At 46.0% G+C, this 20,029-nt stretch carries 20 protein-coding genes; 13 read left to right on the top strand and 7 right to left on the bottom strand.

The window, feature by feature from the left end:
• Window positions 1–11: 11 nt before the first annotated feature.
• The 7 genes from NCI00_RS25705 (at window position 12) to NCI00_RS25675 (ending at window position 6,013) form a co-directional block, all read left to right on the top strand.
• Entirely contained in the window at window positions 12–746 is a 735-nt protein-coding gene (locus NCI00_RS25705) for a nucleotidyltransferase family protein (protein ID WP_253532436.1), read from the top strand.
• Window positions 746–1,615 (top strand): hypothetical protein, encoded by an 870-nt coding sequence (locus NCI00_RS25700; RefSeq protein WP_253532435.1) that lies wholly within the window; start codon window positions 746–748, stop codon window positions 1,613–1,615. Before NCI00_RS25705 ends, NCI00_RS25700 begins: the two co-directional genes overlap by 1 nt.
• Complete coding sequence (locus tag NCI00_RS25695) at window positions 1,615–2,562, top strand: CDP-alcohol phosphatidyltransferase family protein (protein ID WP_253532433.1); 948 nt, start codon at window positions 1,615–1,617, stop codon at window positions 2,560–2,562. The genes NCI00_RS25700 and NCI00_RS25695 overlap by 1 nt, the downstream gene beginning before the upstream one ends.
• 1 nt (window position 2,563) lies before the next feature.
• Window positions 2,564–3,601: a lysylphosphatidylglycerol synthase transmembrane domain-containing protein gene (locus NCI00_RS25690; protein ID WP_253532431.1), complete on the top strand. Its 1,038-nt coding sequence runs from the start codon at window positions 2,564–2,566 to the stop codon at window positions 3,599–3,601.
• 44 nt (window positions 3,602–3,645) lie between these two features.
• Complete coding sequence (locus tag NCI00_RS25685; RefSeq protein WP_253532429.1) at window positions 3,646–4,356, top strand: HAD family hydrolase; 711 nt, start codon at window positions 3,646–3,648, stop codon at window positions 4,354–4,356.
• 137 nt (window positions 4,357–4,493) lie between these two features.
• Entirely contained in the window at window positions 4,494–5,420 is a 927-nt protein-coding gene (locus tag NCI00_RS25680; RefSeq protein ID WP_253532428.1) for a PfkB family carbohydrate kinase, read from the top strand.
• A 26-nt stretch (window positions 5,421–5,446) separates the two neighbouring features.
• The gene (locus tag NCI00_RS25675; RefSeq protein WP_253532427.1) at window positions 5,447–6,013 is read left to right on the top strand and encodes a DUF4833 domain-containing protein; all 567 of its coding nucleotides are present in this window, start codon (window positions 5,447–5,449) and stop codon (window positions 6,011–6,013) included.
• A gap of 7 nt (window positions 6,014–6,020) precedes the next feature.
• On the opposite strand, the gene NCI00_RS25670 is transcribed toward NCI00_RS25675, so the two are convergent.
• The gene (locus NCI00_RS25670; RefSeq protein ID WP_253532426.1) at window positions 6,021–6,923 is read right to left on the bottom strand and encodes a LamG domain-containing protein; all 903 of its coding nucleotides are present in this window, start codon (window positions 6,921–6,923) and stop codon (window positions 6,021–6,023) included.
• A gap of 513 nt (window positions 6,924–7,436) precedes the next feature.
• On the opposite strand from NCI00_RS25670, the gene NCI00_RS25665 reads away from it, so the two are divergent.
• The 3 genes from NCI00_RS25665 (at window position 7,437) to NCI00_RS25655 (ending at window position 13,161) form a co-directional block, all read left to right on the top strand.
• Window positions 7,437–8,792 (top strand): TolC family protein, encoded by a 1,356-nt coding sequence (locus NCI00_RS25665; RefSeq protein WP_253532425.1) that lies wholly within the window; start codon window positions 7,437–7,439, stop codon window positions 8,790–8,792.
• Between the two features lie 21 nt (window positions 8,793–8,813).
• Complete coding sequence (locus NCI00_RS25660; protein WP_253532424.1) at window positions 8,814–9,923, top strand: efflux RND transporter periplasmic adaptor subunit; 1,110 nt, start codon at window positions 8,814–8,816, stop codon at window positions 9,921–9,923.
• 61 nt (window positions 9,924–9,984) lie between these two features.
• Window positions 9,985–13,161, top strand: coding sequence for an efflux RND transporter permease subunit (locus NCI00_RS25655; RefSeq protein ID WP_253532423.1), 3,177 nt, complete (start codon window positions 9,985–9,987; stop codon window positions 13,159–13,161).
• Between the two features lie 82 nt (window positions 13,162–13,243).
• On the opposite strand, the gene NCI00_RS25650 is transcribed toward NCI00_RS25655, so the two are convergent.
• Complete coding sequence (locus NCI00_RS25650) at window positions 13,244–13,675, bottom strand: putative toxin-antitoxin system toxin component, PIN family (protein WP_253532422.1); 432 nt, start codon at window positions 13,673–13,675, stop codon at window positions 13,244–13,246.
• Window positions 13,653–13,853: a hypothetical protein gene (locus NCI00_RS25645; RefSeq protein WP_114460314.1), complete on the bottom strand. Its 201-nt coding sequence runs from the start codon at window positions 13,851–13,853 to the stop codon at window positions 13,653–13,655. Before NCI00_RS25645 ends, NCI00_RS25650 begins: the two co-directional genes overlap by 23 nt.
• Window positions 13,854–14,161: 308 nt before the next feature.
• On the opposite strand from NCI00_RS25645, the gene NCI00_RS25640 reads away from it, so the two are divergent.
• The gene (locus tag NCI00_RS25640; protein WP_253532421.1) at window positions 14,162–15,199 is read left to right on the top strand and encodes a PorP/SprF family type IX secretion system membrane protein; all 1,038 of its coding nucleotides are present in this window, start codon (window positions 14,162–14,164) and stop codon (window positions 15,197–15,199) included.
• Window positions 15,200–15,326: 127 nt separating this feature from the next.
• Here NCI00_RS25640 and NCI00_RS25635 read toward each other — a convergent pair whose 3' ends face one another.
• Together NCI00_RS25635 and NCI00_RS25630 are read right to left on the bottom strand one after the other, a co-directional pair.
• Window positions 15,327–15,953, bottom strand: a complete 627-nt coding sequence (locus tag NCI00_RS25635; protein WP_253532419.1) for an ABC transporter ATP-binding protein — start codon at window positions 15,951–15,953, stop codon at window positions 15,327–15,329.
• A gap of 94 nt (window positions 15,954–16,047) precedes the next feature.
• Entirely contained in the window at window positions 16,048–17,199 is a 1,152-nt protein-coding gene (locus NCI00_RS25630) for a DUF8457 domain-containing protein (protein WP_253532417.1), read from the bottom strand.
• Between the two features lie 125 nt (window positions 17,200–17,324).
• Between NCI00_RS25630 and NCI00_RS25625 the strand changes: the two genes are divergently transcribed.
• Entirely contained in the window at window positions 17,325–17,912 is a 588-nt protein-coding gene (locus NCI00_RS25625) for a thymidine kinase (RefSeq protein ID WP_114460309.1), read from the top strand.
• A 38-nt stretch (window positions 17,913–17,950) separates the two neighbouring features.
• On the top strand, window positions 17,951–19,192 hold the full coding sequence (locus NCI00_RS25620; protein WP_253532415.1) for a carboxypeptidase-like regulatory domain-containing protein: 1,242 nt from the start codon (window positions 17,951–17,953) through the stop codon (window positions 19,190–19,192).
• A 3-nt stretch (window positions 19,193–19,195) separates the two neighbouring features.
• Here the strand turns inward: NCI00_RS25620 and NCI00_RS25615 are convergent, their stop codons facing one another.
• Both NCI00_RS25615 and NCI00_RS25610 read right to left on the bottom strand, forming a co-directional pair.
• Window positions 19,196–19,447, bottom strand: coding sequence for a type II toxin-antitoxin system RelE/ParE family toxin (locus tag NCI00_RS25615; RefSeq protein ID WP_310586792.1), 252 nt, complete (start codon window positions 19,445–19,447; stop codon window positions 19,196–19,198).
• A 68-nt stretch (window positions 19,448–19,515) separates the two neighbouring features.
• The gene (locus tag NCI00_RS25610; RefSeq protein WP_253532413.1) at window positions 19,516–19,755 is read right to left on the bottom strand and encodes a hypothetical protein; all 240 of its coding nucleotides are present in this window, start codon (window positions 19,753–19,755) and stop codon (window positions 19,516–19,518) included.
• Window positions 19,756–20,029 lie beyond the last annotated feature (274 nt).

Raw genomic sequence — 20,029 nt, 5'->3', positions numbered from 1 at the left:
AAGCATAAAGAATGAATTACGCAATCATCGCAGCAGGAGAAGGTTCACGATTGGCGCAGGAAGGGTTTCCGCTTCCTAAGCCGATGGTCGCGCTGCACGGCGAAATGTTGATTGACCGTTTGATTGGTATTTTCAGTAATAATCGTGCCGAAAGCATTCAAATTATCATTAACGAAGCCTCGGAGGCGCTGGAGAAACACTTGTCGGAAACAACCTATGAGGTGCCAGTCCGAGTCATCAAAAAATCCACGCCGAGTTCATTGCACAGCTTTTATGAATTGCTAAAGGCCAATCCCGCCATTGATGAGTTGTGTCTGACCACCACCGACACGGTATTTACAGAAGATGAATTTGAGTCATATATTCTGGCATTTGAGCAAAACCGCGAGCTGGACGGATTAATGGCCGTCACCACCTTTGTGGATGACGAAAGTCCTTTGTTTGTGGCAACCGATGAACAACATTTGGTCACGGCTTTTACCGACACCAACACTTTGAACACACCATTTGTATCGGGGGGCATTTATTGTTTGCGCAACAAAGCCCTCGATTGCGTTACGCAAGCGATTGAAAGCGGCACCAGCCGGATGCGCAACTTTCAACGCCAATTAATTGACAATAAGTTAATTATCAAAGCTTTTCCCTTTTCAAAAATCGTGGACATAGACCACGTGAGGGACATTACCACTGCCGAGCTTTTTTTGAGCCACGCGCAGCAGACACCAAATCATGAAGTTGTTTTATAATGGATACATTTGAATTACTGGGAGTACACCGAAACAAGAAGTTTTCCCCCAATCATATCGGAAATGATGACGCCATTTTTTCATTAACCGCCCAAGCACTCCAACGAATGGGATGCACGGTAAGCATCTGTTGCGAAGATGAGTTTCTGCAAAAAGAGACGGTTGAGCAACGTTTTATTTTTACCATGGCCCGTCAGAAAGAAGTAGTCAAAAAATTGCAAGATTTGGAATTGGCGGGAAAAGTCATTGTCAATTCGGGTTTTGGAATCGAAAAATGTTTTAGAACAAATATGACCAAAGGACTGGTCGAAAACGGCATTCCATATCCCAAAAGTTTTATTGTGCCTACTTCCTACACCGGGAATGATGTTTTTGAGCAACTTCCCGGCAAAGGATTTTGGATCAAACGCGGTGATTTTCACGCCATTCACAAAGAAGACGTGACCTTTGCGGCAAGCGCCGACGAAGCCCGGGAGATATTGCGTGAATACGCGCTCCGGGATATTCCCGACGCTGTCATTTCTGAGCATTTGATGGGCGATTTGGTGAAGTTTTATGCCGTACGCAACACCGATTTTTTCTATTGGTTTTATCCGTACGCCAACAACCACCACAAATACGCCGATTATGAAAACATCAACGGCAAGTCGCTGTACTATCCTTTTGACGAGGATGCGCTCCGCAAAGCCGCCAATGCCTCAGCCGAAGCCCTCGATGTACACGTGTATGGTGGGGATGCCATCGTGGGAAAAGACGGACGGTTTCACATCATTGACCTCAACGACTGGCCGAGCTTTGCTCCGTGCCGTCAAGACGCCGCTGAGTCGATTGCCCAAGCCATTTTTCAACAATTTACCATAGCTGCCTGATGGAAAATTTGACCCAAAAAATACCCACCGAAAAAAAGGAAGAGCCCAAAAGCAGTGCTTTTGAAAACTCACTGAAATCAAGCGATACCGAAGAGCAGATTGATATTTGGTTTTATCGGCCCATTGGCTATCAAATTGCCCTTTTTTGCGCTAAAGTCGGCATTACGCCCAATCCCGTTACCATTGTAAGTATCTTTTTTGGCGTAGGGGCGGGAATTCTTTTCTATTACCAAGAACTGTGGATAAACGTCATTGGCATGTTGTTGTTGGTTTTTGCCAACTCTCTCGACAGTGCCGACGGACAGCTGGCCCGCATGACCAACAACAAGAGCCGACTAGGACGCATCTTAGACGGAGCGGCAGGGGACTTTTGGTTTATTGCCATTCACGTTGCCATTTGTTTACGCAGCCAAAACGAAGGTTGGAGCGCGTTTATTTGGGTACCCGGCGTGGTAGCGGGGGCTTCGCACGTGGTGCAATCAGCGATGGCCGATTACTACCGCAACGTGCATTTGTTTTTCATCAAAGGCACTTCTGGCAGCGAACTAGACAACAGCCGCGAGTTGCAGAAAGAATACGACACGCTTACGTGGGGTAAAAACTTCGGCATGAAACTGGTCGCGAGATTTTACTTAAACTATACCAAAATGCAGGAAAGTTTCTCGCCCAACCTGCAAAAATTATTGGGTATAGTACGCGAAAAATATAGCTCAGGATTACCCGAATGGCTTATTACCGAGTTTAGAGCACAAAATAAGCCGCTGATGAAATATACCAATATTATTCAGTTCAACACGCGGGTTTTATTTCTGTTTTTGTGGTTGTTTATCGACCAAGCCTGGATTTATTTTCTATTCGACATCTTTGTTCTGAACCCCATTCTTATTTACATGTGCGTGAGTCAGGAGAAAGTGAGCCGTCATTTTTACCAAAAAATCGTGTCTTAACGTGAAGAGTACGACGATATACAAAGCCCTATTTTTGGTGCTGGGCGTCATTTTCCTGGGCTATATGATTTATGGCATGGGGCTTGATGTTATCGGGGCCAACATCCAAAAAATGGGTTTTTGGTTTATTCCCGTCATTGGCAGCTGGTTGGTGATTTACGTTTTGAACGCCTTTGCCTTCAAAGCCATCATTGAAGAGCCACAACTGCCCGCAAGCAACCTTTCCTTTTGGTCGGTGCTTCGATTGACAATTACGGGTTACGTTATCAATTACATTACGCCGTTTGTGGCGCTAGGCGGCGAGCCGTACCGCATCATGTTGCTCAAACCCGCGCTCGGAATCCGCAAGGCCACGTCGTCGGTGTTGTTGTACAGCCTGATGCACATGTTTTCGCACGTGTTGTTTTGGTTGGCATCGATTGTGCTCATCGTGGCTTTTGTTCCGCTGAGTACGCTGATGCTGGCGGGTTGTGGCGTTATGTTGGTGGTGGGTTTGGTGCTAGGCTTTTGGTTTATTCGCGTCTACCAACGCGGCTTCACGGTCAGTACGTTTCGATTGTTAGAAAAAATGTACTTCGTCAATAAAATGGTAAAGGGCTTTATGGCCGAAAAAATTGACGCATTGCACGAAATCGACGAGCAAATCCGCATTCTATACGCCGAGCGAAAACCGCGTTTTTATGCTTCGCTGGGGCTAGAATTTGCGGCCCGGGTGGTAGGGTGCGCCGAGATTTACTTCACGGCCCAGGCCGTCGGATTGGATATGTCAATCACCGAATCGCTGATTGTTAGCTCTGGCTCTTCGTTGTTTGCCAACCTGATTTTTTTCTTTCCGATGCAGCTCGGCACCCGGGAAGGGGGTTTGGCGCTGGCGTTGCAGAGCATCGGAATGCCCGCTGCAACGGGCCTTTTTATCGGTATCGTGGTGCGTATCAGGGAGTTGGTATGGATAGGCATTGGGCTGCTTTTGCTCCAACGAACAAACGTTCAACCAGTGAGCAAAGAAACTGCGCTGGAAACCGTTTCAAATAAATTATAATTTTTTTGGTTAATCTGTCACCCATTATTTAAAGTAAATCGTTTATGATAAAAGGAGTTTTGCTGGACTACGGTGGCACAATCGACACCAATGGATTGCATTGGGGCGGTGTATTGTGGAACAGTTACCAAAAATACGGGGTACAAATTGACCAAGCAACATTTTCAAAAGCGTACTCATTTGGGGAGAGAGCCTTGGCGATTCATCCGATTGTGAAACCTGAGCATACTTTTTTAGATACCTTACGGCTCAAGGTGGAGCAACAGTTTCAGTTTTTAAAAGATAACGGTTTTCTGGTTAATCCTGAGCACGTTGAGCTGATTGCAGCAGACTGTCATCTTTTTGCCAAAACAACCGTGGCGCAGGCCGCCCCCGTTTTAGAGCAACTTTCAAAGCAGTATCCGCTGGTGATGGTTTCTAATTTTTACGGAAATATCAATAGCGTTTTAAATGATTTTGGGATTGCTGCGTATTTCAACGCCGTGGTAGAATCGGCCGTGGTGGGCGTAAGAAAGCCCAATCCAGCCATTTATCAACTCGGCGTGGACGCGTTACAATTGCCCGCCGAAGCCTGCGTCGTCATTGGCGACTCATACAGCAAAGACATTGTTCCAGCGCACGAAATCGGCTGCAAAACAATCTGGCTAAATGTACAAGGTTGGGAAGAAACAACTACCAAAACTGACTCCGTCGCCGATGCAGAAATCCATGATTTTGCATTGGTCCCTGAGCAGGTTACGAAATTAAGAAGTTAAGCACCAATGAAGTTAAACAATTAAAAGATAGGCAGTTAAATGAATTTATTGTAAATTCATCATTCTGATTGCTTGCTTTTTAAGATTTAACTTCGACGCATTTTTACAAAAATACTGACACCAAATCATTGAAGAGTATGTACGATATATGCACCATCGGGCACATCACGCTTGATAAAGTGGTGACACCCCACTCGGTCAAATATATGCCGGGAGGCACTTCTTTTTATTTTTCCAAAGCCATCCAAAAGGCGCAATTAGACTATGCTTTGGTCACGGCTTTGGCAACGAGTGAGTTGGGAGTGGTTGCCGACCTTCGCAAATCAGGTATTGAAGTATATGCATTGCCCAGCGAGCACTCGGTGTATTTTGAGAACATTTACCCCGAAAATCAAAACCACCGCGAACAAAACGTATTGCAAAAAGCCTCCCCGTTTGATGTTCCGGTCATGCCCGATATTACCGCCAAAATCTACCATTTAGGGCCTTTACTTTCAGACGACATCTCCTTGGAACTGTTAAAACTACTCGCCACCAAAGGCATGGTTTCGCTCGATATTCAGGGATATTTGCGGTACGTTAAAGACAAAAAAGTACTTTACAAAGACTGGGCCGACAAAAAAGAGGCGCTGCCGCACGTGAGCATTTTGAAAGCCAATGAGTTTGAAATGGAGGTATTGACGGGCAAAAATAAGGTGCAGGAAGGTGCCAAATACTTGGCCGACATGGGCGTCAAAGAAGTAATCATCACCCTTGGCAGCCACGGCTCGGTGATTTATACCGATAATCGCTTTCATAAAATCCCCGCTTTTACGCCCACAAAAGTAGTGGACGCCACGGGTTGCGGCGATACGTACATGGCGGGCTATTTATCCAAAAAGATAGCCGGAGCCGACGTGGAAGAAGCCGGAGAGTTTGGGGCGGCCATGGCTACCATCAATATCGAAGCTTCTGGTCCTTTCTCGGGCGATTTCAACAAAGTTGAAAAAGTACTGAATTACGGAACTCATGAGGGGTACGAAAAGGTTTTTTCATGGGCAGAAGCGTGGTCTTCGGTCGTTTAAAGTTGTTTTTGCAGTAAACTAAAGTCATGAAACTTTCAATTATTTTGTGGTTGCTTGTTGCCCCGCTACTTTTATCGTTTTCGACGCCCAACAGTAGCACCGATAAAGCACCACTCCCCGACCCAGAGAGTTTTCCCGTACCCAACGGAATCAAAGGACTCCTGTTTTATATCCAGCGCGACCCTAATACCAACACGATTTGTTACGAAATCAATGTGGATAAAAACGGGAAACTAGAAACAGAAGACCCCGTTCATGCATTTTGGATTCGCTATCCGGAGGGAGGAATGCGTAAAGATCTGAACTACATTCAACGAAAATTTGCCTACGGAATCAACGTAAAGTCGACGGGAAACGACCGCTACGAATTGCGTTCGGTGGCCTATTCTAAACTACCGCTTTTGTTGAAAAAAGACGCCCAAAACCAATATCAGGTATATACCGCAATCAATAAAAAAGAGTGCGTACTGAGCCGGGTATTTATCCGCATCGATGGCGGCTCGTTTTGGTCTCCCAATGTTCTTTATATTGAGTTAAAAGGAACTGAAATAGCCACTGGCAAAACCGTGACTCAACGCATCAAGCCTGTCTAAGGGCGGCTTAATATCCCACCCCTTCCAAAAAAGCTGTCGATAACTTTTTCAGTTTGGAATTGCTCAATGCGCGGTCAAAAACGGCTAATCCGCCGATTTGTCCCTTAAAAAAATTACCCATTCCCGCTTTAAGCAGCACCGCCCCCACGGTAAAATCAGAACCGTTGTTGCCCATGCCATCAGGAAAGTAATACGGATTTTTGGACTGGGTCAAACCCTCGGGGTAGCCCTCAAAGCCTTTGGTATGGTCGATGAGTTCGGGCGTACGCGCTTTGAAAATACCGTTAAAATACGAGCGAATGTATTGCCCATCGTACGTAAAAGCAACGCAGCACCACTCATTGGCGGGCACGGTCTGTTCACTCGCCGAATAATCAATGGAATACGGAAACGGCAGCGTAGGTTTGCCAGTGAGTGAAATATGCCCGCAAACCTGATTTCGACCGTTGTAATATGGCAACGACACAAACAGCCCATACTGCCGTTTGCCCCCGTCTTGGTATTCGTTCCAAATTCCTCCCACAAATCCCGTTTGTTCTCCCGTCCACTTGACCCAGGCCACCACAGTCACACCCTGATTTTTACCGTAAATATTGAGCTTACCGATTTCAGCATTGGGCAGTGAAAGAAAAGCCTTGTTACCAAAAAGCGCCGAATAGCCCGACAACGGCCCTTCGTTGATGCGGGGCAGTGTGCCGTTTTGTTCTTGCAATGGAAAATCCGCCGTGCCCTGGGCCTTTCTGGGCTGTCCCTCCTCTTCTTTAAAATCCCACAAGGCCACCAAGCCTTTGGTTCTGAGAAGTTTATTGATAGAACGCTTGGGGGCTTGCCCATACACGGCACTGCCTACCCACATCGTCAGGAGACAAAACAGTAGGCACGGGCGAATCATAAAAAGGGCTTTTTTCATACAACTTCGAGGGATTGTCTGAATCAGGTTTAGAAAAACATTTGTACAATGTTAAAGATTATTTTCCCATTTCTACGCCAATCACAAAGCCATTCATGCATGAAAATTATTCTTTATGCTTCCTCCATATCTGCCTCAAGCGTGAACGCTTTTAAAAAATTATTGTTTTATAATTTATACCCATTGCGTTACTATCCACGCCATCACAACTTTCTTAACGTCCCGAATGACTCGTTACACTTTCTAAAAAGTCCATTGGTTTTATCCTATTTAACAGGCAATCAGAAAGAAATATAGTCCGGTCATTTAAGAATTTAAATACTATGAGAACATTGCCCGTATACATCTTCGCTCCTGCTATCACGCACTGGAGAGCGAGGGGTGGAAGTCATTATTCTGCCGATTCTTCTGTTTTTTTACTCCATTTTTTTCCCAACGGTTCTTGAAGTATCCGAACTTCGCACCGCCTAAATATCTTTCAATTTCCTCTTACTTTCATAATTTTTACCCTGAATGAGTTATTGGTCAAAATCAGATAAAAAGTTTTTTTTAGCGCTGATTACCGTTGCATTCCTGTCTCCGCCTCCCAGCCTGCTTTGGGCACAATCGCAGGCATCGGTCGACGGTGGAACCTTGGAAAAAGCCACCTTGGAAGAGGTCGTGAAATACGCTTTGAAAAATCAGCCCGCCATTCAACAATCGGTGATTGATGAGCGCATTACCGAAAACAACATCAAAAGCCGGCTCGCTGATTGGTATCCGCAAATCAACTTCAACTACAACCTGCAACACAACTTTATTGTCCAAACCAGCATCATTGGCGGCAATCCCGTCAAGTTAGGCGTCAGCAATATCTCGGCGGGGCAGTTTACGGTGTCGCAACCACTCTTTAACCGCGACGTGCTTTTGGCCCGGCGCACCCAAAACGAGGTACGATTGCAGGCCAATCAACTAACATCCTCCAACAAAACCGATTTGGCCGTCGATGTCTCCAAAGCCTTTTATGATGTTTTGACCACCAAGCAACAAATCGACGTGGCCAACGAAGACATTGTGCGGCTAGAGCGCAGCCTGAAAGATGCGCAGAATCAGTACAAAGCGGGCGTTGCCGATAAAATTGACTACAAACGGGCGCTGATTTCGCTCAATAATACCAAAGCCTCGAAGAAAGGCAACGAGGAAATTCTGAAAGGAAAAATTGAATACCTCAAATCCTTGATGGCGTATCCGAAAGCGCAGGAGCTAAATCTTCAGTACGACAGCCTACAAATGGAACGTGAGCTTTTTTTGGATACCCTCCAAAATGCCGAATACACGTCGCGCATTGAATATCAGTTACTTAATACCCAAAAGCGCTTATTGGAGTATAATTATCAGTACACCAAATGGAGCTATTTACCTACGGTGGCGGCCAACGGAGCCTACAATTTGAACTTTCAAAACAATCAGTTTTTGGATTTGTACTCCAAAAATTTCCCCAATTCATTTGCGGCCATCACGCTTTCGTTTCCTATTTATCAAGGAGGAAAACGCAAGATTAATACCAACACCGCCGAGTGGCAGCTCAAACGCATTGATTTGGACATTAAGCGCCTGCAACTCAACGTCAACGCCGAATATGTGCGGGCTTTGGGCAGCTATAAAGGGAGCTTGACCAATTTGCTTACCCAAAAAGAAAACATGGAATTGGCGCGCGAAGTCTATGATATTCTTCAACTGCAATACCGGTCGGGCATCAAAACCTACCTCGAAGTCATCGCTTCGGAGACTGATTTACGACTGGCTCGCATCAATTATTACAACGCGCTTTATCAAGTGCTTTCCAATAAAATTGACGTACAACGTGCCCTTGGCCAACTTAATTATTAAAAAACTGAATCTCCGAATTATATGTATTCGAATCCCATACACTATTTTACCGCCGCATTGTCCATCGTTTTTCTGACCTCTTGCGATAAAAAAGAGGAGCAAAAAGCGACCCAACAGGCTCCCCCAGCCGTAGCCGTGACGTTGGAAGAAGTCACCACCACCGACGCCGTTTATTACGACGAATACCCCGCCAGCATTACGCCCATCAATCAAGTGGAACTGCGTCCGCAGGTGACGGGCTTTATTACGGGGGTACATTTTCAGGACGGGGCACGGGTGAAAAAAGGACAGCTTTTGTACTCCATCGATGCGCAACTTTATTCGGCCAATTATGAGCAGGCCGTGGCCAACCTAAAAGTACAGGAAGCCAACGTCAACAAAGCCCAGAAAGACGCCGACCGGTACCATGAATTAGATAAAAACGATGCCGTAGCCAAGCAATTGGTTGACAATGCCGACGCCGCACTCGAAGTAGCCAAGAAACAAGTAGAAGCGGCCAAGGCCAATATTTCGGCGGTATCTACCAGCGTAAGGTATACCAAAGTCTACGCTCCGTTTGATGGTGTGATTGGCATCTCTTTGGTGAAACCCGGCGCAGCGGTTTCGGCAGGACAAACCCTGCTGAATACCGTCTCGACCGACGGACAATTGGCCGTAGATTTTGGCGTAGACCAAAAAGAAATCTATCGGTTTGCGACCTTACTTAAAAACAGAGCTTCCAAAGACTCCACATTTACGCTTGCTTTTGGCCCCGATATTTATCCTCATCCTGGCAAAATTCAATTGCTTGACCGCGCCGTTGACCCGCAAACGGGAACCATCAAAACGCGACTAATTTTTCCTAATCCCGACAATTTACTGCGCGCTGGTATGACTGGAACCGTGCGGGTACTGAACCGCGCCTCTACCAAATCGGTCGTGATTCCTTACAAGGCCGTAACCGAGCAATTGGGCGAGTTTTTTGTCTACGTTGCAGGTGATAGCAGCAAAGTAAGTCAGCGGAGAATTGTGGTTGGCCAACCGTTGGGAACCAAAATCATTGTGAAAGAGGGATTGAAAGAAGGTGAAAAAATCGCCGTAGAAGGAGTCCAAAACTTACGCGAAGGGGCACTAATTAAAACGGACAAATAACTCATTTACAATTGTTTATTTCAATCAGAAATCGACAATCGCAAATACAAAATCTTTCCAAATGATTGCAGATATTTTCATCAAAAGGCCCATTACCGCCATCGTCTCGTCGATTGTGATTGTGTTGGTGGGACTCATTGCATTATCTACCCTGCCCATCGCGCAGTATCCAGATGTGACCCCTCCCACCGTGACGATTTCGGGGAACTTTATCGGAGCCGATGCACAAACGGTAGAACAAACCACCACTACCGCCATCGAAACCCAAGTCAACGGCGTGCCGGGCATGAGTTATATGTCGAGTACCAGTACGAGCAGCGGGCAAAGCGGCGTCAACGTGGTATTTGAGGTGGGCACCGACGTCAACATTGCGGCACTCGATGTGCAAAACCGCGTCAGCGTAGCCGAGCCTTCTTTGCCCGATGCGGTCAAACGTTTGGGCGTTACGGTCCGAAAACGTCAGCCAAGCATCATGGTGGTATTGGCGCTTTATTCGCCCAAAGGCACTCACGATGCGCAATTTATCGGAAACTACGCCAATATTTACCTAAAAGATGCCCTCCAACGGGTCAAAGGCGTGGGCGATATTGTTTCGCGCGCCGATGATTTCGGAATGCGTATCTGGTTAAATCCCGACAAACTCGCCAGCCTCAAAATGACGCCCGCGGATATTTCGGCGGCACTTTCGGAGCAAAACCTTCAGATTGCGGCGGGAACCGTGGGCGGAAATCCGCAACCCAACACCCAGACATTTGAATACAGTGTACTGACCAACAGCCGCTTGAACACCAAAGAACAGTTTGAAGACATCGTGGTGCGCTCCTCGCCTGCCGAAGGGCGCGTGGTGTATCTACGCGACGTGGCGCGGGTCGAGCTCGGCAAGTTTGATTATGGGGTTAACGCCTTTGTCAACGGAAAACCTGCGGCATTTATTCTGATTTATCAGGCGCCCGGTGCCAACGCCCTCGAAACCTACGACGGAGTAGTAAACGCCCTCGAAACCATGAAAAAGACGTTTCCGAAAGACATCGACTACGTCATGCCGACCGAAACTGCCACCGTGGTCCGGGTTTCTATCAATGAAGTATTAAAGACTTTTGGCGAAGCCATGATTTTGGTGATTATCGTGGTGTTTTTGTTCCTGCAAAACTGGCGCGCCACGTTGATTCCGATTCTGGCCATTCCCGTTTCACTCATCGGCACGTTCATCTTTTTTATCCCGTTTGGATTTACCATCAATACCCTCACGCTTTTTGCTTTCGTGTTGGCCATCGGTATCGTCGTCGACGACGCCATTGTGGTCGTGGAAGCTGTTCAGCACAACATTGACCACGAAAAGCTCTCGCCCAAAGAAGCAACCGCCAAGGCCATGAAAGAAATTTCTGGCCCCGTGATTGCCATCGCCTTGATTTTGGCGGCGGTGTTTGTGCCCGTGAGTTTTGTGCCGGGCATCGTGGGGCGTTTGTATCAGCAGTTTGCCATTACGATTGCCGTTTCGGTGCTATTATCGGCTTTCGTAGCGCTTTCGCTAACGCCAGCGTTGTGTTCTACCATGCTTCGCCCTTCCAAAGGAGCGGGCGATAAGAAAAATTTAATGGAGAAATTCTTCGACCGATTTAACAAATGGTTCGAGCGCTTGTCGGTTTCCTACACCAGCGGTGTGGCGAAGTGGATCAAAGGCACGCCCTACGTGATGGTGATGATGGTGTGTTTGTTTGTTGGATTGTTTTTCCTGTTCAAAAATAAACCCACGGGTTTTATCCCCGTTGAAGACGAAGGGCGCCTTTTTGTGACCTATGAAATGCAGGAAGCAACTTCTACCACGCGCAACATTGCGATGATTAAGGAAATCATGACCCGCGTAGAATCCATTCCCGAAGTACGGGTCGTGGGTGGTTTGGCGGGGTTGAACGTGCTCAGTTTTTCCAACAAATCCAACGTTGGTACGCTGTTTATCAACCTGCACCCGTGGGCCGAGCGCAAAGGCGCCGAGCACCACGTGCAGAGTGTCATCAAAGAGATACAAAAACGCACCACCGACATCCGCGAGGCGCGCGTTTTGGCCATTGCACCACCCGCTATTCCGGGCTTGGGTGCCACGTCTGGATTTACGTTTCAGATACAGCAAACCACCAGCACCGATAATATTCAGCAATTTGAGGGCGTAGCCCGTAATTTTCTGGGAGCGCTTACCAAACGCCCCGAAATCGGCGCGGCCTTCACCTTTTTTAACACCCGAACTCCCAGCTATAAAATTGACGTAGACCGCGAAAAAACCAAAAAACTGGGCGTATCGGTTTCAGAGGTATTCAGTTCATTGTCGGCCATGTTGGGAAGTAATTACGTCAACGACTTCAATCTTTACGGGCGAAACTTCCGCGTGGTGGTACAGGCCGACAGCAGTTTCCGCTCGTCGTTGGATAAAATTGAGAAGTTTTATGTACGCAACCGCGAAGGAAACATGATTCCGCTGAGTGCTTTGGTCACGACACAGGTGGTTGAAAACCCCGCCTTGATTTCGCACTATAACATTTATCGTTCGGTCGAAATCAACGGAACGCCCAAACCTGGCTTCAGCAGTGGGCAAGCGATTACGGCGCTACGGGAAGTAGCCGCCCAAACCCTTCCCGCTGGATATGGCTATGAATTTTCGGGCATGAGTAGCGAAGAAATAAAGGCAGGCGACAGCACCACGACCATTTTTGCCATTTCTATCGTCTTTGTCTTTTTGTTTCTGGCGGCCTTGTACGAAAGCTGGTCCATTCCATTTTCGGTGCTTTTTGCCGTTCCCATCGGGGCCTTCGGCTCAATTTTGACGCTGACGTTTTTACCCAACTTATCCAACAACATCTACGCCCAAATCGGGTTGATTACGCTGATTGGATTGGCTGCCAAAAATGCCATCTTGATTGTAGAATTTGCCAAAGAGCGCGTTGACGGCGGTATGGAATTGGTCAAAGCTACGCTGGAAGCCGTACAGTTGCGCCTCCGACCTATCATCATGACTTCGTTGGCATTTATTCTGGGGGTGTTGCCATTGGCGTTTGCCAGCGGTGCCGCTGCCGAATCCCGAAAGACCATCGGTTGGACAGTATTTGGGGGAATGTTGGCCGCTACCTCTCTGGCTATTTTTGTAGTTCCAGTACTGTTTGTCCTGATTGAAAAAATCAGTACGGGCAAGAAAAAACGTACAGCGAACGAAGAAAAAACAAGTACAACTTCAACGGTAGTGGAGTAGGAAACATTTTAGGAAATAACTAAAACGCCCATAAAACAGCTGATTAATCAACTGTTTTATGGGCGTTTTTCATTTAATGATTTTACATTAAGTTAAGCAGGTTCACAAACTGCCCCATAGTAACTATCGTTGTATTATTGTACGTTTCTAAACTTAACAAATCGGCATCACCAGTAACTAAGAAATCGGCATTACAACTTTCACAAATGCCCAGCAAGTAATCATCTTTGGAATCTCTTACTAAAGTAGGCTTTGTTATAATTGGCACCTCCTTCAGAAATAGCATAGCCAGTGACATAAACCTGATAATCTGATTGGGAGCGATAATTTTTGAGAACTTTTTTCGGGTAATTACTCCCTCAAATTCTTGGAGGAGTTCGGCCGAGTAGTAAATCTGCAAATGAGTATTTTTTAGAACCGTATAGTAAAGTGTTCTTCGGGAGTTTCTATTAATGCAAGCTGATATGTACCAATTTGCATCAACCACCACATTAATTTTTTTTCTTTTGGGCATTACGGAAGGCTTTTATCTCTTTTTGAATTTCAGACATTGAAATCTCCACATCTGGCAGTTCAGCATCTAATTCATCAAAAAGCTCATCGGCCATCTGTAATTGAATTTTTTTGGCAATAGCAAGCCTATCCTTCGTAGGAAAAGCATTGAATGTCCTTATAAACTCCGTTTGAGTCATTTCCGAAAAAGTTTAATAATATTATTAATCTTATATCAAATGTAGCACTTTCTCGGCCTCTTGTCAAAACCGAAACGAGGATTTCCTTCTGTTCTTTAGTCTACAATATAATGAACAGAATTACTCTATTTCGCCATCTTTGCGCATAAAACTCACTAATCTCCCCCAATCTAGACCTCCCTAAAAGTTGCATTCTATCTTTTCAAGGGCCTTTTTTTAAACCTAAATAACATTTGCTTGAAAAATCCGTTAAATTCTCGGAGATTTAATGATTAATTTGGCAAAATGTTTGCGGTAGCTTTTGTATCATGACGAGAAGACTTCTTTTAACCCTGCTATTAGGTATATCTTTTTGGGTTGCGCAAGCGCAAGACCCTCAATTTTCGCAATTCTACGCGAACCCCTTGTATCTTAACCCTGCCTTTGCTGGTGGGGCTTTGGCACCGCGCGTTATGATGAACTACCGTAACCAATGGCCCGGCCTAGCCGCCAACTACGTTACCACTTCGTTTGCCGTTGACCATTACTTCTCAGGAGTCAATAGTGGTGTAGGATTGATGTTTGTTAACGACAGTCAGGGAACGGGCAATTTGAGAACTTCCGAAATATCGGCCCAATACGCCTATCAACTTAAATTCAACGAAACAACCGCCCTGCGCATGGGATTACAGGGAACCTACGCCAATCGCCGTGCCGACCTACGCGAATTGACTTTTGGAGACCAGTACACCAACCGTGGTTTTACAGGAAACCCTACCGCAGACCCCCTCGCCGCCAACGGTACGCCTACGATTGGATACATGAGTTTCGCCACGGGATTATTGCTTTATTCTGACCGTTATTGGGTAGGAGTATCAGCGCACCACCTTAACCGCCCGGAGCAAGGATTTTTTCAGATAGCCGACGGTACGCGTCTGCCCATCAAAGGAAGTATTCATGCCGGGTTGGTCATTCCGTTTGGGGGCTATACTGGTTTGGGCGATGAATGGAACCGCGAAATGAGCATTTCACCCGCCATTAACTATAAATTTCAGGGCAAATACGACCAGTTAGATTTGGGGGTGTATCTTACCTATTCTCCTATCGTATTGGGGCTTTGGTACCGTGGGCTGCCCGTTAAGAAATACGTTGATAACATCACCAACCGCGAGTCGCTCATTGCCCTGATTGGGTATCGCCAAGATAAGTTTTCGTTTGGTTACAGCTACGACATTACGATTTCGTCGTTGGGATTGCCGAGTGGCGGTTCGCACGAAATTTCGATGGCTTACACCTTTGATTTTGAGCCTTCGCCCCGTCATCGTCGCTCAAAGAAAGACAAACAGTTATCGTGTCCTAAATTTTAAAGGTCATTTGTTGGCATAAAATTGTCGTGAGGAAAATCTCTGTAATCGGCTCATGACCATTTCATGACCACCTCTTGACAATTTCCTGACATTACCCAACCACCTCCTAACTATCCTTGGCTAAATTTTACAACTTCACCTGCTTCGCAAAGGCATCTTTGAGGCGTTGGTCGTGCGTTACGACGACGAGACTGGCGCCGATTTGCTCGGATTGATTCTTTAGAAGTTCGATTACTTTATCACAGTTAATATCGTCGAGGCTGGAGGTAGGCTCATCGGCCAAAATGACCGCAGGGTTGTTCATCAACGCCCGGGCAATACTAACGCGTTGTTGCTCTCCCTGACTCAATTGATTGGTTTTTTTGGACAGATGATCGGCAAAACCCAATTGCTCCGCTAGTTGTTTTACCCGTGCTTTATCCTGCGGTTTTTGGGCCAAATAACTCGAAAGAAGCACATTATCCATCACGTTGAGCGAGCTAACAAAATGCGGGCGTTGGTAAACAATACCGATTTGACTTGCGCGTACCGCCGCCGCTTCGGCTACCGAAAGGGGCGTAATATCTTGATTATTGATAAAAACCTGACCACCTTCGGGGCGCAACAACAAAGCCATTAAATGCAACAACGTCGTTTTTCCCTTGCCCGATTGGCCCAAAATCAAGAGCGCTTCGCGGTCGTTACAAACAATATCAGGAAAAGAAAAATGCTTTTGGGGAGAATACGAAAACGTAAGGTTGTGGCAAGCAATCATCGGGCGCGGTATATAAGAGTTTCTGCGGTTCGGTTATTAAATACAAAGAAACTTAGAAACGCAGAAACTCCCAACTAAAATGAAGAAAGAGCGATTATTGCCCAAAACGACGTTTTACAATTTCTAACAATTCGCCCACGGTATCACCCGTCATGTCCCATAGATGTTGAGAGGCAAATTTGTAGGTAATCAGACCGCGGGCGGTTTGGAAATCAGGTGCTTGTTCCAATTCGGTTATGGCATTTTCGTAGGCGCTGTTGCTTCCCCCAAACAATTGGTGAATAAACATAAACTTCTGGTGAAGCGGTATATTTTGCGAAATGCTTGCAATCGGCTGCTTTTGATAACTACTTGAAATAGAAGCTTGCTCGGTTCTGAAACGCTCGTTTAGCGACTCCTTGGCGGCGTTTCCATTTCCACCCACGGTTTCGTGGAGGGTCGGAGGCATGGCTGGGGGAGTAAAAGCGGGCACGGGCGGGACGTAGACATCCACAGGGCGCGGAGGCTCTAGCTCATTCAATTTGACGGGATTTGCCACTGGCTCCTCTACTAGCGTATCAAAAAACGACTGGTCGGCCTGCGGCTCTCCTGGAATCACAATCGGCTCGGGACGATTCGTCTTTTTCAGCAGCGACGAAGCATCCAACGCGGCCTTTTCCGAAAACACCGCCACCCACTGGTCGATAGAATCTAGTTCGGCGGTGCGTTGCGTAATGGCTTGCTCCGACCATTCAATGGCCTGATTGACGTACACAAACGCCCGGTCAGCCATGGCTTCGGCGATGGACTGCGGCACAAATTTATTGAATCGAATGTACTTACGCAGTTGCTGAATCGTATCAGAGGTGACGGTAAAATTGGGCTGATTACGAAAAATTTCGTTGAAATAACTGTTGGGGTCAATCAAGAGCACCAACGTATCTTTGGTGGCTTCCACCAAAACTGGCTCAAGCTGCTCTCTTTTTACCGAAATCTTGCGCGACACCACATTCATAAACTGCTTAAGCGCTTCCTTTACCTCGCTGCTTTCAAAGTCAAAAAATGGGCTTTTAAACGCTTCTGCATCGGCTTTCCACTTATCGTATAAACTACTGATAATAAACAAATTCACTTGTGGAATTGCCGTTAAGTTCAGGATATGCTGACCTGATGCGACGGAATTATGCGCAAAAAAATCGTCGCAAACTTTATGGGCAAACTGCTGACTATAGTCATTGAGGGCCGAAACATTAAACTTGTGAAGCATCCTAAAAATCGTTTGTTTTGTAAAAGTAGTTTTTCAAAGCCGGTTTCTGCTATCCATTATTCGAAAATTTTTCGATAAAAATAAAACAAATAACGGTTCTAGTATCACGGCTATTATTTATCGTAATGTTCATCGAACCCAATCACAATACTAAACATTCGCAGCCTCGCATTGGGTGGGTGGAGGTCGTTTGCGGCTCTATGTTTTCGGGAAAAACCGAAGAACTCATTCGTCGGCTCAACCGGGCAAAGATAGCGCGCCAAAAAGTGGAAATCTTTAAACCCGCCATTGATAAACGTTACCACGACCTCGACATTGTTTCTCATAACGAAAATTCGATTCGTTCAACTCCCGTCAACACCTCCGAGGAGATTTTACTTTTCGCCGGTGATTGCGACGTGGTGGGTATCGACGAAGCACAATTTTTAGACAACAATCTCGTGGAGGTCTGCAACAAACTTGCCGGCAGCGGCAAACGCGTCATTGTGGCGGGCTTAGACATGGATTTTGCGGGCAAGCCTTTCGGACCGATGCCGCTGTTGATGTCTATTGCCGAGTACGTTACCAAAGTCCACGCGGTATGTGTTGTCTGTGGAGAAGTAGCGCAATATTCGTACCGAAAAGTGACTTCTCAAGATAAAATTCTTTTGGGCGAAACAGATTCCTACGAAGCGCGCTGCCGGAGATGTTATACGATGGGGGAATTGGCGTGATTATTGCCACAAAAATCTTCATTAACTAAGTTGAACTGATGCGTCTTTCTTTCTACACCCTACTTTTTTTTGCTGTTTTTCAGTGGCTCACTTCAACCTCCGCACAGGCACAGGGCTACTTGCTGCTTTCAGGAAAAGTCGTCGACAAATCGACCCAAAAGCCCATTTCGCACGCATATGTGGGCATGATGAGCAAAAGTACTGGCACATTGACCAACGAAGATGGCCAATTTTTTTATCGTTTCCCACGCATTGCCATCGACTCTGCGGTGGTGGTAGCCGTGATTGGTTACAAACCTTTTCGACAAAAAGCCTCGGCCTATACCCTGAACCAAAAAGACGTGGTGATAGAACTCGAACCCGCCACTCCACGGCTCGTAGACAGCTCTTTCATCAAGACTTTTGAAGCACGAAATCTGGTGTCGGACGCGTTGGGAAAAATAAAGAAAAACAATCCCCAAACGCCTTATTTACTCAATGGGTTTTACCGCGAATCTCTCCAACAAAACGGTGAATACGTCGACATTCGGGAGGCGGTGCTACAATCCGAAAAAGACCCCCGCCCCAAGATTTTGGTTCCAGAAAAAGTAAAAGCCCTGAGAGGACGCCAGTTTTTAAGCGATAATCGTTCAAAAACGCTCGAAGGCTATTCATTCCCCAACGGTGCCACGATTGTGACGCATTCGATTGATGTGGGCATTCCCGAATACCTCGACGGTAAAAACCTTTACGATTATGTATACGAACTGGATGATACCATCGCTTATTATCTCGATAAGCAGGTATACCGGGTACTTTTTCGACCCGTCAATGCAGGCATCAAAGCGGCTCGTACGGGCAGCATCAGTATCAATGCCGCCGACTCGGCCATCATCCAAATTGAATATGATTTTACCGCTGAAGGCGTCAAAGATGTACTCAAAACGAGCACATCTGATAAAGTTTTCGGCAAAACCAAACGCGAAGCCAAACGCGTCTATACCTGCATCAATTACAAGCCTTTTGCGGGAAAATGGTATTTGCAAGATTACAGAATGCTGTTGGACACGCAGTTTGAACAAAACAAAACCCAAACATTGGGAAGCATAAAACTACAATTTGTCACCACCGAAATTCAGAAAAGCAACGGTATGCGCATACCCGAAACGGATGTGTTGATTGATACCGAAAACTTTTCTCCGCAGGTCATTCCTAAATATGATGAGGTATTCTGGGGAAACTTCAACTTCATCATTCCCTCCGACGCCATGCGGCAGATTGTGAATACGCTGGCGAAGTAGGACTTACTGTTTAATCATTCGTAACAGCGACTCCAATTCTCCCTGTTCAAGGTCAGCTTTTCTGGATTTATCATAGATAGTGAGAAAATACACATTTTCGTGTGCAATATGTACGTGAGTGATTACCCGTGCTCCACCACTCTTTCCTTTTCCTTTAGAAGAAATTTTTAAACGTACCTTATAGCATGAATTTCCTAAAGCATCGCCCTGTATAGGGTCTTCTTCTAAGTTTTTCGATAAGTTGTAATAAATCAATTTTAAGCGAAGGATATTTCTTTGCCAAGCGTTTGGCTTCTTTTTGAAATTTTTCGGAAAGGGAAATCTTATAACTCATCAATAAAGTCTCTCGCCGATTTAAGTTTAACTTTTCCTTCCTTAGCCAGATTTACTTCGTCAATAGCCTCCCGAAGGTCTTGCAAAAGTTGTTCTTTACTTGGTTCATCATGCTCCTGAAGAAGAGTAACAAGTCGCAAACGATCTGATTTGGGAAGTTGACGGGCCAGCTCCGCCACTTGATTAAATGTCAGGGTGATATCGGTAGTGAGATGAGCAACCGTTTTCATTTAGGTATTTTTTTGAAAAGATAACGAAAGTAACTAAATTTTTGTTCGCCACTTTCATTCTGACCAACTTTGTAACAACCACTTCGCCAATGAATGCCTCTTCACAGACCACCTCAGTTGTAATGATGATTTCTTCACCAAGGTCTGTGAAGACACCTAAAGTATCAACACATCTTTAGTGATTTCTTTCGAGAGTAAATAACCTTGATATTGATCATAGAATCGCTGTAATCCAGTAAAGAAGTCAGTCGGTCCGGGTGGCCTCTGGCTTTGA

The organism is Runella salmonicolor (assembly GCF_024158025.1).
GTDB lineage: Bacteria > Bacteroidota > Bacteroidia > Cytophagales > Spirosomataceae > Runella > Runella salmonicolor.
Note: the sequence above shows the minus strand (reverse complement) of the source record. Positions and strands in the feature narration are given on the sequence as shown.

Bases quoted from the DNA above. Each gene is read 5' to 3' on its own strand.
- NCI00_RS25635 (WP_253532419.1), bottom strand. From the start codon at position 15,953: ATGATTGCTTGCCACAACCTTACGTTTTCGTATTCTCCCCAAAAGCAT.
- NCI00_RS25650 (WP_253532422.1), bottom strand. From the start codon at position 13,675: ATGCCCAAAAGAAAAAAAATTAATGTGGTGGTTGATGCAAATTGGTAC.
- NCI00_RS25660 (WP_253532424.1), top strand. From the start codon at position 8,814: ATGTATTCGAATCCCATACACTATTTTACCGCCGCATTGTCCATCGTT.
- NCI00_RS25610 (WP_253532413.1), bottom strand. From the start codon at position 19,755: ATGAAAACGGTTGCTCATCTCACTACCGATATCACCCTGACATTTAAT.
- NCI00_RS25620 (WP_253532415.1), top strand. From the start codon at position 17,951: ATGCGTCTTTCTTTCTACACCCTACTTTTTTTTGCTGTTTTTCAGTGG.
- NCI00_RS25680 (WP_253532428.1), top strand. From the start codon at position 4,494: ATGTACGATATATGCACCATCGGGCACATCACGCTTGATAAAGTGGTG.
- NCI00_RS25645 (WP_114460314.1), bottom strand. From the start codon at position 13,853: ATGACTCAAACGGAGTTTATAAGGACATTCAATGCTTTTCCTACGAAG.
- NCI00_RS25705 (WP_253532436.1), top strand. From the start codon at position 12: ATGAATTACGCAATCATCGCAGCAGGAGAAGGTTCACGATTGGCGCAG.
- NCI00_RS25695 (WP_253532433.1), top strand. From the start codon at position 1,615: ATGGAAAATTTGACCCAAAAAATACCCACCGAAAAAAAGGAAGAGCCC.
- NCI00_RS25625 (WP_114460309.1), top strand. From the start codon at position 17,325: ATGTTCATCGAACCCAATCACAATACTAAACATTCGCAGCCTCGCATT.
- NCI00_RS25640 (WP_253532421.1), top strand. From the start codon at position 14,162: ATGACGAGAAGACTTCTTTTAACCCTGCTATTAGGTATATCTTTTTGG.
- NCI00_RS25700 (WP_253532435.1), top strand. From the start codon at position 746: ATGGATACATTTGAATTACTGGGAGTACACCGAAACAAGAAGTTTTCC.
- NCI00_RS25670 (WP_253532426.1), bottom strand. From the start codon at position 6,923: ATGAAAAAAGCCCTTTTTATGATTCGCCCGTGCCTACTGTTTTGTCTC.
- NCI00_RS25630 (WP_253532417.1), bottom strand. From the start codon at position 17,199: ATGCTTCACAAGTTTAATGTTTCGGCCCTCAATGACTATAGTCAGCAG.
- NCI00_RS25675 (WP_253532427.1), top strand. From the start codon at position 5,447: ATGAAACTTTCAATTATTTTGTGGTTGCTTGTTGCCCCGCTACTTTTA.
- NCI00_RS25655 (WP_253532423.1), top strand. From the start codon at position 9,985: ATGATTGCAGATATTTTCATCAAAAGGCCCATTACCGCCATCGTCTCG.
- NCI00_RS25665 (WP_253532425.1), top strand. From the start codon at position 7,437: ATGAGTTATTGGTCAAAATCAGATAAAAAGTTTTTTTTAGCGCTGATT.
- NCI00_RS25685 (WP_253532429.1), top strand. From the start codon at position 3,646: ATGATAAAAGGAGTTTTGCTGGACTACGGTGGCACAATCGACACCAAT.